Origin of the sequence: Actinoalloteichus fjordicus (genome assembly GCF_001941625.1) — a bacterium.
GTDB classification, from domain to species: domain Bacteria; phylum Actinomycetota; class Actinomycetes; order Mycobacteriales; family Pseudonocardiaceae; genus Actinoalloteichus_A; species Actinoalloteichus_A fjordicus.
In genome coordinates this window covers 5,020,046-5,034,223 of record NZ_CP016076.1, presented here as the reverse complement: position 1 = coordinate 5,034,223, position 14,178 = coordinate 5,020,046, and the positions used below count along the sequence as shown (strand labels likewise).

Annotated in this window: 11 protein-coding genes; 7 read left to right on the top strand and 4 right to left on the bottom strand. The window is 70.8% G+C overall.

The genetic code is table 11. From position 1 onward, the window contains the following. Positions 1–30: 30 nt before the first annotated feature. Both treY and glgX read right to left on the bottom strand, forming a co-directional pair. Positions 31–2,394 (bottom strand): malto-oligosyltrehalose synthase, encoded by a 2,364-nt coding sequence (gene treY, locus UA74_RS21305; protein WP_075741840.1) that lies wholly within the window; start codon positions 2,392–2,394, stop codon positions 31–33. Next, the gene (gene glgX, locus UA74_RS21300) at positions 2,391–4,559 is read right to left on the bottom strand and encodes a glycogen debranching protein GlgX (RefSeq protein WP_075741839.1); all 2,169 of its coding nucleotides are present in this window, start codon (positions 4,557–4,559) and stop codon (positions 2,391–2,393) included. The genes treY and glgX overlap by 4 nt, the downstream gene beginning before the upstream one ends. Positions 4,560–5,165: 606 nt before the next feature. Here glgX and UA74_RS21295 point away from each other — a divergent pair. From UA74_RS21295 to UA74_RS21265, 7 genes are all read left to right on the top strand, one after another. Next, positions 5,166–5,987, top strand: coding sequence for a peptidoglycan DD-metalloendopeptidase family protein (locus UA74_RS21295; protein WP_075766276.1), 822 nt, complete (start codon positions 5,166–5,168; stop codon positions 5,985–5,987). A gap of 338 nt (positions 5,988–6,325) precedes the next feature. Continuing rightward, complete coding sequence (locus UA74_RS21290; protein ID WP_075744060.1) at positions 6,326–7,048, top strand: alpha/beta hydrolase; 723 nt, start codon at positions 6,326–6,328, stop codon at positions 7,046–7,048. 81 nt (positions 7,049–7,129) lie between these two features. Then, positions 7,130–8,404, top strand: coding sequence for an NAD(P)/FAD-dependent oxidoreductase (locus UA74_RS21285; protein ID WP_075741838.1), 1,275 nt, complete (start codon positions 7,130–7,132; stop codon positions 8,402–8,404). After that, positions 8,401–9,171 carry a DUF1365 domain-containing protein gene (locus UA74_RS21280; protein ID WP_232237358.1) on the top strand — a complete coding sequence of 257 codons (771 nt, stop codon included), beginning with the start codon at positions 8,401–8,403 and terminating at the stop codon, positions 9,169–9,171. The genes UA74_RS21285 and UA74_RS21280 overlap by 4 nt, the downstream gene beginning before the upstream one ends. Then, positions 9,171–10,490, top strand: a complete 1,320-nt coding sequence (locus UA74_RS21275; protein WP_075741837.1) for an SAM-dependent methyltransferase — start codon at positions 9,171–9,173, stop codon at positions 10,488–10,490. The genes UA74_RS21280 and UA74_RS21275 overlap by 1 nt, the downstream gene beginning before the upstream one ends. 159 nt (positions 10,491–10,649) lie before the next feature. After that, complete coding sequence (locus UA74_RS21270; RefSeq protein WP_075765302.1) at positions 10,650–11,279, top strand: hypothetical protein; 630 nt, start codon at positions 10,650–10,652, stop codon at positions 11,277–11,279. Positions 11,280–11,287: 8 nt separating this feature from the next. Next, a complete protein-coding gene (locus tag UA74_RS21265) occupies positions 11,288–11,641 on the top strand; it encodes a DUF3817 domain-containing protein (RefSeq protein ID WP_257787483.1) in 354 nt (117 codons plus the stop codon). Positions 11,642–12,003: 362 nt separating this feature from the next. On the opposite strand, the gene UA74_RS21260 is transcribed toward UA74_RS21265, so the two are convergent. Next, positions 12,004–13,506 (bottom strand): DUF6297 family protein, encoded by a 1,503-nt coding sequence (locus UA74_RS21260; RefSeq protein ID WP_075741834.1) that lies wholly within the window; start codon positions 13,504–13,506, stop codon positions 12,004–12,006. Further along, positions 13,503–14,120, bottom strand: a complete 618-nt coding sequence (locus UA74_RS21255; protein ID WP_075741833.1) for an ABC transporter ATP-binding protein — start codon at positions 14,118–14,120, stop codon at positions 13,503–13,505. The genes UA74_RS21260 and UA74_RS21255 overlap by 4 nt, the downstream gene beginning before the upstream one ends. Positions 14,121–14,178: the final 58 nt, after the last annotated feature.

Genomic DNA, 14,178 nt, shown 5'->3' with positions numbered 1-14,178 from the left:
CGACGGCGCCGAAGCCGCCCCATGCCTCCCTCAGTCTCGCCGCAGCAGCGCCACCGGATACCGGGAGAGGACGTCGCCCAGCAGCGGCGTCGCGGTGTCGACCCGGTCGCCGCTGATCACGTCGATCCAGGAGGCCCGGCCGTCGGGCATGGCCAGGATCGTGTCCCGCCAGCCGCCGGACTTCGCCAGCGCGACGGGGAGTCGGGTGGCCACCGCGACGAGTTCGGCGTGCCTGCCGCCCCTGGCGAAGGCGACGGCGTGCCGGGCGGCCGGTCCGTCCGAGGTGAGCGGCCGATAGCCGGTGAACAGCGCAGGCTCGTCGCGGCGCAGCCGCAGCACCCGCGAGGTCACCAGCAGCTTCGCGGCCCCGGAGTGATCGATCTCGGGCAGGGTGCCCTGGTCCAGGCGGCTCAACAGGCTTCGACGGGCCCCGAAGTCGACCGGTCGCCGGTTGTCCGGGTCGACCAGGGAGAGGTCCCACAGCTCCGTGCCCTGGTACACGTCCGGCACGCCGGGTCCCGCCGTCTGGACCAGCTTCTGCCCCAGCGAGTTCGACCAGCCCGGCCGGGTGATGCGGTCGGCGAAGGCCGCGACCTCGGCGGCGGTCTGCTCGTCGCCGAGCACCGAGGCGGGCCAGGCGGCGACGGCCGCGTCGAAGTCGGGGTCCGGCGCCGTCCAGCTCGTGCCGAGCTTGGCCTCCTTGGCCGCCTTGGCCAGGTAGTCGCGCAGTCGGTCCTCGGTGATCGGCCAGGCGCCGAGGAGACACTGCCAGCCCAGCAGATTCAGGCTCGCCTCCGGCAGCGGATGACGAGCGGTCCAGCGCCGCAGCGCCTCGGCGAACTCCGACGGCAGTTCCGACAACACGGCCAACCGCGCCCGGACGTCCTCGGAGCGCTTGGTGTCGTGGGTGGACAGCGAGGTCATCATCGAGGGCAGCCCCGCCGCCCTGCCCTGGGCGGCGGCATGGAACTCGGCAGGCGAGACCCCGAAGCGCGCCGGGTCCCCGCCCACCTCGTTGAGTGCCACGAAGCGGTTGAACCGGTAGAAGGCGGTGTCCTCCACGCCCTTGGCCGTCACCATGCCCGAGGTCTGCTGCACACGGATCGCCAGCTCGCCGTGTGGCCGGGCCACCATCTCGGCGGCGATCGCGTCGATCACGCCGCGCACTTCGGGGCGATGGCCGTGTGCGGTGGCCACCGCCTGGTCCAGTGCCTCCCGCCCCTCCGGCAGATAGCTGCGATAGACGGGGAACGACCGCAGCAGCTCCGCCGTCGCCAGCCGGGCGGTCTCGCGGTCGGGGCCTGCGGGCAGCGCGGTGACCAGCCCCGCGATGCGGTCCAGTTCCGCGCCCAGCACCTCGGCGGCCGCGAAGTGCTTGCAGGCCGACTCGGTGCCGTGCGGGTCGGCGCAGGCCGCCGCCGACTCCGGCGCCGACAGCTCCTGGGCCAGTGCGGTCAGCGGCGCCTCGCCCGCCGGGTCGACGAAGAGCCCGCACACCTCCCGCAACGCCTCGTAACCGGTGGTGCCGTCGACCGGCCAGGAGGCGGGCAGCGCCTCGCCGGGGGCCAGGATCTTCTCCACCACCAGCCAGGCGTCCGGGGCCGCCTCGCGCAGCCTGCGTAGATACTCGCCAGGATCGGCCAGCCCGTCGGGATGGTCGATACGCAGGCCGGTGACCTCGCCCTCCTCCACCCACCGCAGCAGCTCACCGTGGGTGGCGGCGAACACGGTCGGGTCCTCCACCCGGATCGCCGCCAGCGTGCTGATGTCGAAGAACCGCCGGTAGGTCAGCTCCGCGCCGCCGCGTCGCCAGGAGACGAGCCGATAGTGCTGTCGTGCGTGCACCACTGCGGCCGCCTCGGCAGGCGTCGCGGCGTCGGGCGTCTCGGCGGAGCCCTCGGCCAGGGGGAACTCGTGTTCGTGATAGCGCAGCACCCCGTCGACCACCCGCAGGTCCGCGAGCGCCGCCGCTCCGCCGTCGCCGTCGTCGGCGAGCACCGGCAGCAGGATCGGGCCCCGCGAGAAGTCGATGTCGAAGTAGTCGGCGTGCACGGCAGCCCGACCCTCGCGCAGCACCTCCCACCACCAGGGGTTCGCCGAGGGCACGGCCACGCCCATGTGATTGGGCACGACGTCGACCACCAGGCCGAGGCCGCGAGCCCGCAGCCGCTCGGCGAGGGCGTGTCGGGCGGACTCGCCGCCCAGGACGGCGGCGGCCTGCGTCGGATCGACCATGTCGTAGCCGTGCGTCGAGCCTGGAGCGGCCGTCAGTACGGGGGAGACGTACAGGGCGCCGACCCCGAGGTCGCGCAGGTAGTCGACGAGCGCCCGTGCCTGGTCGAAGGTCTGGTCCGGCCCGAGCTGGAGCCGATAGGTCGAGGTCGGGACCGTCACGTGTTCTCCTCCGTACGCTGCATCACGATCAGGGATCGGGCCGGGACGGTGAGCACGCCCCCGGCGAGGATCGAACGGACCCTCGTCGGAACCGAGCCTGCCATCGCGCCGCTGACCGTGTCCGCCGCCGTGCCGAAGACCTCCCCGGTGGCGGTGTCGACCACGACGGTCCACTCGATGCCGTAGTCCGAGCCGGGCAGGGTGATCTCCAGGTCCTCCCCGTGGGCGTTGAAGCACAGCAGGAACGAGTCGTCGGTGACCGGCTCGCCGCGCCGGTCTCGGTCGGGGATGCCGTCGCCGTTGAGGAACACCGTCACCGCTCTGCCGAAGGGCACGTCCCAGTCGTGTTCGGTCATCTCGTCCCCCGACGGGGTGAACCAGGCGATGTCCCGCAGCTCGTCGCCCTTGCGGATGGGTCGGCCCGCGAAGAACTTGCGCCTGCGGAACACCGGATGATTGCGGCGCAGGCGGTTCAACGCCGACACGAACCCGATGAGGTTCTCGTGGACGTCGGCCAGTGACCAGTCGACCCAGGACACGTCGTTGTCCTGGCAGTAGGCGTTGTTGTTGCCGCGTTGGGTCCGACCGAGCTCGTCGCCGTGCAGCAGCATCGGGGTTCCCTGGGACAACAGCATGGTGGCGAGGAAGTTGCGGCGCTGCCGCGCCCGCAGCTCGTTGATCGCCGGATCGCCGATCGGGCCCTCTGCCCCGCAGTTCCACGAGCGGTTGTCGCTCTCGCCGTCGTGGCCGTCCTCGCCGTTGGCCTCGTTGTGCTTGGAGTTGTAGGCGACGAGGTCGTTGAGGGTGAAGCCGTCGTGCGCGGTGACGAAGTTGATCGAGGCATACGGCCTGCGTCCGTCGTCCTGGTAGAGGTCGCTGGAGCCGGTGAACCGGGAGGCGAACTCGCCGAGCGTGCCGGGCTCCCCGCGCCAGAAGTCACGCACCGTGTCTCGGTACTTGCCGTTCCACTCGGTCCACAACGGCGGGAAGTTGCCGACCTGATAGCCGCCGGGCCCGACGTCCCACGGTTCTGCGATCAGCTTGACCTGGCTGATCAACGGGTCCTGCTGGACGAGGTCGAAGAAGGAGCTGAGCCGGTCCACGTCGTAGAACTCCCTGGCCAGCGTCGACGCGAGGTCGAAACGGAAGCCGTCGACGTGCATCTCCTCCACCCAGTAGCGCAGCGAGTCCATGATGAGCTGCAAGGTGTGAGGGCTCCGGACGTTCAGCGAGTTTCCGGTGCCGGTGTAGTCCCGGTAGTACTGCGGATCGTCCTCCATCAGCCGGTAGTAGGCGGCGTTGTCGATGCCTCGCATGGACAGCGTCGGCCCGAGGTGATTGCCCTCGGCGGTGTGGTTGTAGACGACGTCGAGGATGACCTCGATGCCCGCGTCGTGCAGGGAGCGGACCATCGCCTTGAACTCCGGCACCTGGGCTCCTCGCCCGCCCGCCGAGGCGTAGCCGCTGTGCGGAGCCAGGAAGCCGAGCGTGTTGTAACCCCAGTAGTTGGTCAGCCCCCGCTGCACGAGGTGGTGATCGACCACGAAGTGATGCACCGGCATCAGTTCCACGGCCGTGATCCCCAGCCGGGTGAGGTGGTCGATCATCACCGGGTGGGCGAGCCCGGCATAGGTCCCGCGCAGCTCGGCCGGGATCTCCGGGTGGGAGATGGTCAGGCCCCGGACATGAGCCTCGTAGATGACCGTCTCGTTGTAGGGCGTCTTGGGATAGCGGTCCATCCCCCAGTCGAAGAAGGGGTTGATGACCACCGACTTCGGCAGGTAGGCGGCCGAGTCGAGGTCGTTACGCCGATCGCCGTCGTCGAAGTGGTAGCCGAAGAGCGACTCGTGCCAGTCCAGCGTCCCCTCCACGGCCTTGGCGTAGGGGTCGATGAGCAGCTTGTTCGGGTTGCAGCGCAGGCCTGCGGCGGGATCGTACGGCCCGCTGATGCGGTAGCCGTACCGCTGACCGGGGCCGATGCCGGGGAGATAGCAGTGGTGCACGAAGCCGTCGACCTCGTACAACGCGATGCGGGTCTCCTTGTCGTCCTCGTCGAAGAGACACAGCTCCACCTTGTCGGCCACCTCGGAGAAGATGGCGAAGTTGGTGCCGGCACCGTCGTAGGACGCGCCCAGCGGATAGGCGGTACCCGGCCACGGCTGCATGATCGCTCCCGGTGAGGCAGTCGCCCGATGCAGGCTGCACGGGCTTGTGCGATTCACGCTATTCGATCAGCCTCCCTCCCGGCGATATCTGCGCGGCAAAGCATGCTGAGCGGGCGCGGGTGACCGCGGCGAGGCCGTGGCCCCCGGCTGCGAGCGCCGCCGCTCGCTGGTCGCTCCTTTTGTGGATCAGGCCCAATTGCTCCGAGGTCTCGGGGATCTGTCCACCATCTCGACCTGCGGTTGTGACTCTTTGTAGATAATTCCTCTAGTTGATATCCGCCAATTGGGTGCTGGGTCACACCTGGTTGAAGCTCTCGGTGACGGCCGATTACGGTCTGGCTTGTTCGTCACGGTTCGGTCACAAGAACAACACGAGGTGCCTGTCGGAGTGGACAGCACCTGTCGGACTTCCCCCACCGGCAGATGCGTGGCCGTGCCGTCCCCGAGACGCAGGAAAGGCTCGAAATGCCCCGACACCACAGAAAGGCCGGGCAGCTCAGCACCTCGGCGCCCACGGAACACCGCACGACCTCCGAGTCCGCCCGAGGCGCCCACCGCGCCGCCCCCGGCCGCCGAGGCACGGGCAAGGCCGTCATCGCCTCCGCACTGGCGGGTGCGTTCCTGCTGGGCGGACAGCCGCTGCTCGCGGGCGCCAGCGCCGAGCAGGGCGAGAAGTCCAGCGCCGCCGAGCAGCACGCCGCGACGCTGGCCGAGTTGAGCGAGCAGCGTCAGCTGCCGAGGATCACCCCGTCGGTGCTCCCGATCTTCCATGACGTGAACCCCACCCTGGAGCTGAGCAAGCTGGTCCGCGCCGCCAAGGTGGAGGCCGACCGCGTCGCAGCGGAAGAGCGCGCCGCCGCCGAGGCCGCCGCCGTCGAGGAAGAGGCCGCTGCCGCTGAGGAGCAGGCCGCCGCTGAGGCTGCCGCTGCTGAGGCTGCCGCTGCTGAGGCTGCCGCTGCTGAGGAGCAGGCCGCCGCCGCCGAGGAAGAGGCCGCTGCCGAGGCCGCCGCCGAGGAAGAGGCCGCTCCCGCCCAGGCCACTGCCGACTTCGTCAAGCCGACCGAGGGCACCTTCACCTCGGGCTTCGGGGCACGCTGGGGCACCACGCACTATGGCATCGACATCGCCAACTCGATCGGCACGCCGATCGTGTCGGCCACCAGCGGCACCGTCATCAGCGCGGGCACGGCCAGCGGCTTCGGTCAGTGGGTCCGGGTCCAGGCCGACGACGGCACCATCACGGTCTACGGTCACATCGACACCTACTCCGTGAGCGTCGGCCAGCAGGTCGCCGCAGGCGAGCAGATCGCCACCATGGGCAACCGTGGTCAGTCCACCGGCCCGCACCTGCACTTCGAGGTGCACGTCAACGGACAGAAGATCGACCCGCAGCCGTGGCTCGCCGCGCGGGGCATCTCGGTCCAGTAAGAACCGACCGCCCCCCGCAGCTCGCACTGAAGGCGCCCGTCAGGTCACCCTGGCGGGCGCCTGCGTGTGCGGGTGTGCCCTCCTGCTCCACCTTCTGCGTCCCCGTCGCCCTCGCATCAGCGGCGGGGACGTCGCCGTGTCATCCGCCGCCGAGCCCCCGACGACCGCGCCTCGTCGGCGACCGGGATCTGTCCCGAGTCCCAGAACCTCTCCGACGCGGGTCCGTCGCACTGTGATCCCCGTCGCAACCTCGATCCGAACCCGCGGCGCGGTGCGAACCACCACCGGCCTGCCCGACACCGGGCAGGCCGTGATCGGCGGGACGGGTGGGAGGCCGGATGACGGGATCGACGAGGTTCTTCGCAGGCACCTCGCCTCGGGTCGCCGTCTGGCGTCCGACCCCGGACCGCCCGGTGCGCGCGGTCGTCCTGCTGCTGCACGGCGGTCGCGCCGACAGCTACCGCCCCGCACGGCGAACTCAGCTCGCCTACCTGCGGATGATCCCCTTCGCCCGCGTCCTGCACCGTGTCCTGCGAGACCGGGGCGTCGCCGTATGGCTGCTCGGTTACCGGGTGCGCGGCTGGAACGCCCCGGATCTCGATCCGGTGTCCGATGCGCGGTGGGCCCTCGCCGAGATCCACGCCCGCCACCCCGGCGCCCGCGTCGTCCTGGTCGGTCACTCGATGGGCGGTCGGGTCGCGCTGCGGATCGCCGACGACCCCGCCGTGCTCGGGGTGGGCGCCCTGGCGCCGTGGGCTGAGCAGGGCGAGCCGGTGGCGCAGCTACGCGGTCGCCAGGTGCTGATCGCCCACGGCGACCGAGATCAGCTGACCGATCCGAGGCAGTCCTTCCTGCTCGCCACGCGGGCCGTCGTGGTCACCGACGACGTCGCGCGTTTCGACGTCCACGGAGAGGGGCACGCGATGGCCAGACGTGCCGCTGACTGGCACCGGCTGGTGCGCGACTTCGTCTTGGGCGTCCTCGGACTCGAACCGCACCGCACCGGCATCGCGAACGCCTATCGAGCACCCGCGCCGATCGGACTGCGGGTCCCGTTATGAGACGTCGACCGTGGGAGTCACCAGCATGACGAGCCTTCATCCAGCCGACCGACCCGGACCCTCGCGCGACGGCGGGGACCGATGACGCCCCGTCAGATCGCCGTGATCGGCGCCGGGGTGGCGGGACTGACCGCTGCCTACCTGCTGCAACGGCGATACGACGTCACCCTCTTCGAGTCCGACGACCGGCTCGGCGGCCACGCGCACACGCGGGACCTGGCCGACGCGCACGGCACGACGGCCGCCGTGGACAGCGGCTTCCTCGTCCACAACGACCGCAGCTACCCCTCGCTGCTGCGGTTGTTCCGGGAATTGGGCGTGCTGACCAGGGACACCGAGATGTCGATGAGCATCCGATGCGAGGGCTGCGGCCTGGAGTACGCCGGAGCCAAGGGCGCCGCCGGGCTCTTCGCCCGACCGGACAACCTCGCGCGACCCCGTTACCTGCGGATGCTCGCCGAGATCCCTCGATTCCATCGACACGCCAGGCGGGTCCTGGCGGCCACGAAGGAAGACACCAGGGCCGACGGCACGACGCTGTCCGTCTTCCTCGAGGAGGGGCGCTACACCCGCTACTTCGTGCAGCATTTCATCCTGCCGCTGGTCTCGGCGGTCTGGTCGGTCGACGCGGCGCTGGCCCGGCGCTATCCCGCGCGCTACCTGTTCGAGTTCCTCCACCACCACGGGATGCTCGGCATCGGCGGGTCTCCCCAGTGGAAGACCGTCGTCGGCGGGTCCAGGGAGTACGTCGAGCGCGCCGTGAAGGGCCTCGCCTCGGTCCGCTCGTCCACTCCGGTGCGCGGCGTCCGGCGGACCACCGACGGCGTGCAGGTGCGTACCGAGGACGATCGTCCGCAGCACTTTGACGGCATGGTGATCGCGACGCACCCCGACCAGGCCCTGCGGCTGTTGACGGACCCGACCGACGCCGAACGCCGCGTCCTCGGCGCCTTCCGCTACTCGGTCAACGAGACGTGGCTGCACACCGACACGAGCCTGCTGCCGCGTGCGCGGGGCGCGAGGGCGTCCTGGAACTACCTGAGTCCTGCCTGCGACGCACCGCAGAACGCGGTCTTCGTCAGCTACGACCTCACCCGGCTGATGGGACTCGACCTGGCGATCCGGCCGGTCGTGACGCTGAACGCGACGGATCGAATCCGGGAGTCCTCGGTCTTGGAGCGCATGGTCTATCAGCATCCGAGCCACACGCCGGAGTCGGTCGCCGCGCAGCGGGAGCTGCCGCTGCTCGACGACGCCAGGACCGCCTACGCGGGCGCCTACCACGGCTGGGGCTTCCACGAGGACGGCTGCGCCTCCGGCGTGCGCGCCGCCGCGTCGTTGGGAGTCCGCTGGTGACGGCGGCCGGGTTGATCCCGGTCGGTCGCGACCCCGGCAAGGTGGCTCCGGCGTTGTATTGGGCCGAGGTCCGGCACGATCGGCGAGAACGGGTGCGCCACTCCTTCCGGCATCGGATCTATCTGTGGCTGGTCGACCTCGACGACCTGCCGAGACTGCCCGCCGTGCTGCGGCCCTTCGCCCGTTTCGAGGCGCGAGACCACCTCGGATCGCCCGAGGCCTCGATCAGGGCGAACCTCGACGCCTGGCTGGCCGAGAAGGGCGTCGACCTGGCGGGCGGCCGGGTGTTGATGTTGGCGAGCGCCCGCGTGCTCGGTCACGTCTTCAACCCGATCAGCGTCTTCTGGTGCTACCGCTCGGACGGGTCACTGGCCTGCGTGGTGGCCGAGGTCCACAACACCTACGGCGGACGCCACGCCTACCTGCTGCGGCCCGACGAGTCCGGCCGGGCCGAGCTGGACAAGGAGTTCTACGTCTCGCCGTTCCTGCCGGTTCGAGGCCGCTACCTGTTCCGGGTCAGCGGCCCGGGGCCGAGAGTGAGTCTCACCATCGCGGTACGCCAGGACGGGCGAACGCCGCTGCTGGCGACACTGCGGGCGGGCCGTCGCCCCGTGACAATCGTCGGAGTGGTCCGAATGCTGGTGACCCGACCACTGGTCACCAGGTGGGTTGCACTGTTGATCCGTCGCCACGGCGTGCTGCTGTGGCTTCGTCGAGTGCCGGTGGTCTCGAGACGCCTGCACCTCACCGAGGAAGGTGGGCAGTGATGCGTCCATCGCCACAGGAGACTCCTCGGCGCCTCGTCGCCGATGCACATGCCAGAGCGGTGCCGCGTCCGAACGAGCGCAGCTGGCCGGGACTGGCGGTCGCGCCGGAGTCGCCGTTACGAGCACGAGTCGCCGAGCTGCTGTTCCGTCGCGCGGTCCGCTCCCTGGCGCTGCGGGTCGAGCTGCCCGACGGGACACGGCTGGGGACCGGCGGTCCCGACGCCCCGGTCATGCGAGTCGTCCGGCCCAGGGCGTTCTTCCATCGCCTCGGTGTGGACGTCAAGATCGGCTTCGGCGAGGCCTACCTCGTCGGAGACTGGACGTCGGACCGGCTGGCCGACCTGCTGACGGTGTTCGCCGAACGGCTCGCCGTGCTGATCCCGCCGAGGCTGCAGACCCTGCGTCGCTGGGTGGAGCGCGGTCAGCCCGTCGAGGAGCGCAACACCCTGCGGGGGGCTCGCGAGAACATCCATCGTCATTACGACCTGTCCAACGAGCTGTTCGAGACGTTCCTCGACGAGACGATGAGCTACTCCTCAGCCCTGTTCGACGAGACGTCGGCGGCGGCCGAGTTCGCCCATCCCGACGCCGACCCGATGGTGGTCCTGCGGAGTGCGCAGCTGCGAAAGATCGACGCGGTCCTCGATCACGCCAGGGTCGGGCCGGGTACCGAGCTGGTGGAGATCGGCACCGGCTGGGGAGCACTGGCGGTCCGCGCCGCGCAGCGCGGTGCGCGGGTGACCTCACTCACCATCTCGGCGGAGCAGCGTCGGGCGGCCGAGGAGCGCATCACGGCCGAGGGGGTGGCCGATCGGGTTCGGGTACTGCTTCAGGACTATCGCGAGGCCGAGGGCGAGTACGACGCGGCGGTCAGCGTCGAGATGATCGAGGCCGTCGGCGAGCGGTATTGGCCGGACTACTTCCGGGCGGTCGATCGACTGCTGCGGCCGGGCGGCCGGTTCGGCCTCCAGGCCATCGTGATGCCGCACGACAGGATGCTGGCCACCCGGCACAGCTACGGATGGGTGCACAAGTACGTGTTCCCCGGCGGGCTCATCCCCTCGACGCAGGCGATCGAGGAGAACCTGCGGACGCATACCGCCCTGCGCGTGCGAGAGGCCCGTTACTTCGGCACCGACTACGCCGAGACGCTGCGGCGGTGGCGAGAGCGGTTCCTCGACCGGTGGTCCGATGTCGCGGCGCTCGGCTTCGATCAGACCTTCCACCGAATGTGGGAGTTCTACCTGGCCTATTCGGAGGCGGGCTTCCGGGTCGGCTATCTCGACGTCGCCCAGTTCTCCATCGCCAAGCCGAGCTGATCCGCCGTCGCTCCGCCGGGCGGCCGCCGATCCTCCGGCGGCCGCCCGGCCTTGTTCGGTCGGCGGTGCGTGATCGTCCTGCTCCGGCCCGTGTCCGAGGCGTGGCCGGGCGGCGATGCGGGCTGCGGTCGCGACGACGGCTGGTGCTAGCGTCGCAGGGTGCGTTCGGAGCTGCTGCGGCCTCGGTGGATCCTGCTGCACGTCGTGACCGTGCTGGTCATTCTCGTCAGCCTTCGGCTCGGCTGGTGGCAGTGGGAACGGTCGCAGGCGGTGGGCGGCGACGGCCAGAACCTCGGCTACGCGGCACTGTGGCCCGCTATCGCCGTGTTCGTCGGTTATGTGTGGTGGCGGTGGACTCGTCTGGAGCTGGAGCAGAGCGCTCAGCGGCGCGAGCCCGACACGGCAGGCTCGGCCGCCCCGGACCCCGGCACGGCGCCTTCGCAGTCCTCGGCTCCCGTGCTCGAGTCTCTGCCTTCGGGGCCGCTCGGGCCTACGCCCTCGACCCCGACGCTCGGGCCTACGCCCTCGGTGCCGACACTCGGGCCTACGCCCTCGGTGCCGACACTCGGGCCTACGCCCTCGGCGTCGACACTCGGGCCTACGCCCTCGGTGGCCCCGCCGGAATCGGCCAGGGCGGCCGCCAGGCGTCGCCAGCTCGACCGGCTGCGGACCCGGGGTGAGACGGTGGCGGACGGCGCGGTCGGCACGCCCGGCGACGCACTGTCCCAGTACAACGGCTACCTCGCCGAGCTGTCCGACTCGGACGCCGAGCGGGCGCGGCAGGCTTAGGAGATGACGTGTCAGACGTGACCGAGACGGCGGCGACCCCGCCCGTCCAGACGGTGCCCTCCGGAACCCTCCTGCGGTACCGGGTGATCTCCTACGTGGTCGGCGTGATGCTGGTGGCGTTAGTACTGGTCGCGATGCCCGTCAGGTACATCGCCGGTGACCCGTTCCTGGTCGCGCTGATCGGACCGCTGCACGGCTTCCTCTACATGGTGTACCTGCTGTTGTGCTTCGATCTCGCGCTCAAGGCGAAGTGGTCGATCAAGGCGACGATCCTCACCCTGTTGGCGGGCACGGTCCCGTTCCTCTCCTTCGTCGCCGAGCACATCGTGACTCGCAAGGTCCGCGCGGGCATCCGAATCTGAGAGCCTGTCTTTGATCCCCACTTTCGGAGTTGCGCGGGGCAGGCAGCGGCGATCTGCGGCGTTGTCGTCAGTCAACATCACTTTCGTTATGCCTCCTTCCTCCGCCTGGCAGCTCAGCCACGCTGATCACCGCTCACGACTCCAGGGGGATCAAAGACAGGCTCTGAGGTCACCGACGCCCGCCGCGTCGGTTCTCCGCGCAGGTCGCAGGCCGTGGCCGCTGCGCCCCGCCCCGCCGATCGGCGATCCGTGACGGACCCGGGACACCGATGCGCCGGGTGAGTCACGGTCGGTCCCAGGCCGGACCGGCGGGGCAGGGCGTGCGGCCGGATCGGCAGGGCTGCGGCCGATCGTGTGACGGCTCAGCCGAGGCGGTCCTGCCACAGGCTCCAGGCGATCGCCGTCGCGGCGAACAGGGCGCACCAGGGCAGTGCCGCCCCCGCCGCCCACAGCACGGCGGCGACGAGCACCACGTCGGGCCCGCTCACCACCTGAAGGATCAGCCCCATGGGCACGGCGCCGCTGACCGGGTCGAGCGTCCCGCCGGTGTGGTAATCGATCGGCGGGCGCTTCGCCGAGCGCAGCAGCCCGGCCAGGCAGACCAGTCCGATGGTCGCCGCGGTGCCGGCCCAGAACGTGCCAGCGACGGCCGGTGCGGTGGCCGCCCCCCACAGCAGCGCGGCAGAGGCGGGGACCACCAACACTGTGAGGCGGATGGTGACGTCGGAGAACGGCAGCATGCGTCGCAGCGCCGCGCTGCGCGCGGTGAGTCGCAACCCGCTCGCGAGCCTGCCGAGTGCCAGGTATCCGATGATCAGCGTGACGGGCATCGTCCACAACGAGGGGAGCAGGGCGGCCGTCACGTAGGGCAGCACTCCCAGCGCGGCCCACCAGCCGATCGACGAACGGCGACGAAGCACTCGTCGAAGCTCGGCGCGGACCAGTGTCGATGCGCCCCGCCCCGTCAGCAGGGTGCTGCGGACCGTGGCCCTGCGCCGCCAGCGCCGCTGGTCCAGCAGGTCCGCGAACAGCGACACGTCCAGCCAGCCGACGGTCAGGCGCACCGCCCCGGTCACCTCGGCCGCCTCGTTCAGCGCGCCCCGATCGATCCGGCCTGCGGTTCGACGTGCCGCGATGAGACTCCAGGACGCAGCGAGCGCGGCAGGCGCCGCGAGCGCCGCCAGGGGCAGCGCGGGGGGAGCGGGCAACGTCACGTCCAGCATCGTGGACAGGCCCGCCAGCGTGGCGAGGAGACCGCCGAGCGCGGCGGTCAGGATGCCGATCCTGGCCACCCCGGCCGGGCCTGCCCGGTGCGTCTGCGCCGCAGCGGCCCGACTGAGGGCGGTCACGCCGATCGCTGCACCGAGCACGGCCGACCAGAGCAGGTCGAGATCGGCGACCCCGACGGTCAGGGCCGCGCCGGAGACCACCACCAGGGACAGCGCCGCTGCCACCGCCGTCGAGGCCGCGAGCCTGCGCCACAGCAGGGCGCCTCGGTCGACTGGAGTGGAGAAGAGCCAGGTCATGCTGGTCGAGGAGGCCGAGAGCGGACCCAGCTCGGCCGCCGCGCGCAGCGCCAGCCCGAGACAGGCGAGGACGGCGGCGACGACCAGCCAGCCGGTCGCCGCCGGGTCGGCGGGCGGGCCTGCGGCCTGCGACCAGTCCAAGGCCGCCAAGACCGTCTGCACGAGGAGGCCGCCGGGGATCACCGCGTACAGCAGACCCTCGTAGATCCGCCCCGCCACCGTCGTCGTCGAGGAGCGTCTGCGCCGTCGGGACCGCAGCAGCTGCCGCAGGGTCCGCGCGGAGACGGGGGCCTGTTCTGGCGGGTGTGGCGCGGTCGCCGCTGTCGAGATCGTGCTCACCGGGCCACCTGTAGCTGTTCGTCGGCCACGGCCGAGGCCATCTCGGCGTCGTGGCAGGAGAGGAGGATGGCCACCCCGGCGGCCTTCTCCGCGAGCAGGCGTTCGGCGAGCCACTGCTTCCCTTCGGCGTCGAGCCGTTGTTCCGGCTCGTCCAGGACCAACAGCTCCCGAGGTCGGACCAGGCACGAGGCCAGGCCGAGCCTGCGCCGCTGGCCGGAGGACAGCGCGCCGGGAAGTCGGTCGGCGACGGGGCTTAGCCCCAGCTCGTCGAGGACGTCGTCGAGCATCGCCTCGGGTTCCGCGTCGCCGTGCGCCCGTGCCAGCAGGTCGAGGTGCTCGATCACCGAGACGTCGGGGAAGAAGTCGACGTCGTCCAGCCCCACCGCCATCGCCGCGCGGATCAGCGGATCGCTCTCGCGGATCTCGCGGCCCGCCCAGCGAACCTCGCCCTCGTCCGCGTGATCGACCCCGGCGACACACCGCAGCAGAGTCGTCTTGCCCGCGCCGTTGGCCCCGACGAGCACGGTGGCCTTGCCGGGAGCGGTCGTGAAGCTGACACCGTCCAGGATGGTGTTCGTCCCGAACCGGCGGACGAGATTGCTTACCTCAAGCACGCTTCGAGCTTAGCCATTGATCGAGATCACCATTCTCGATCACTGGAGCTGAGGGCTG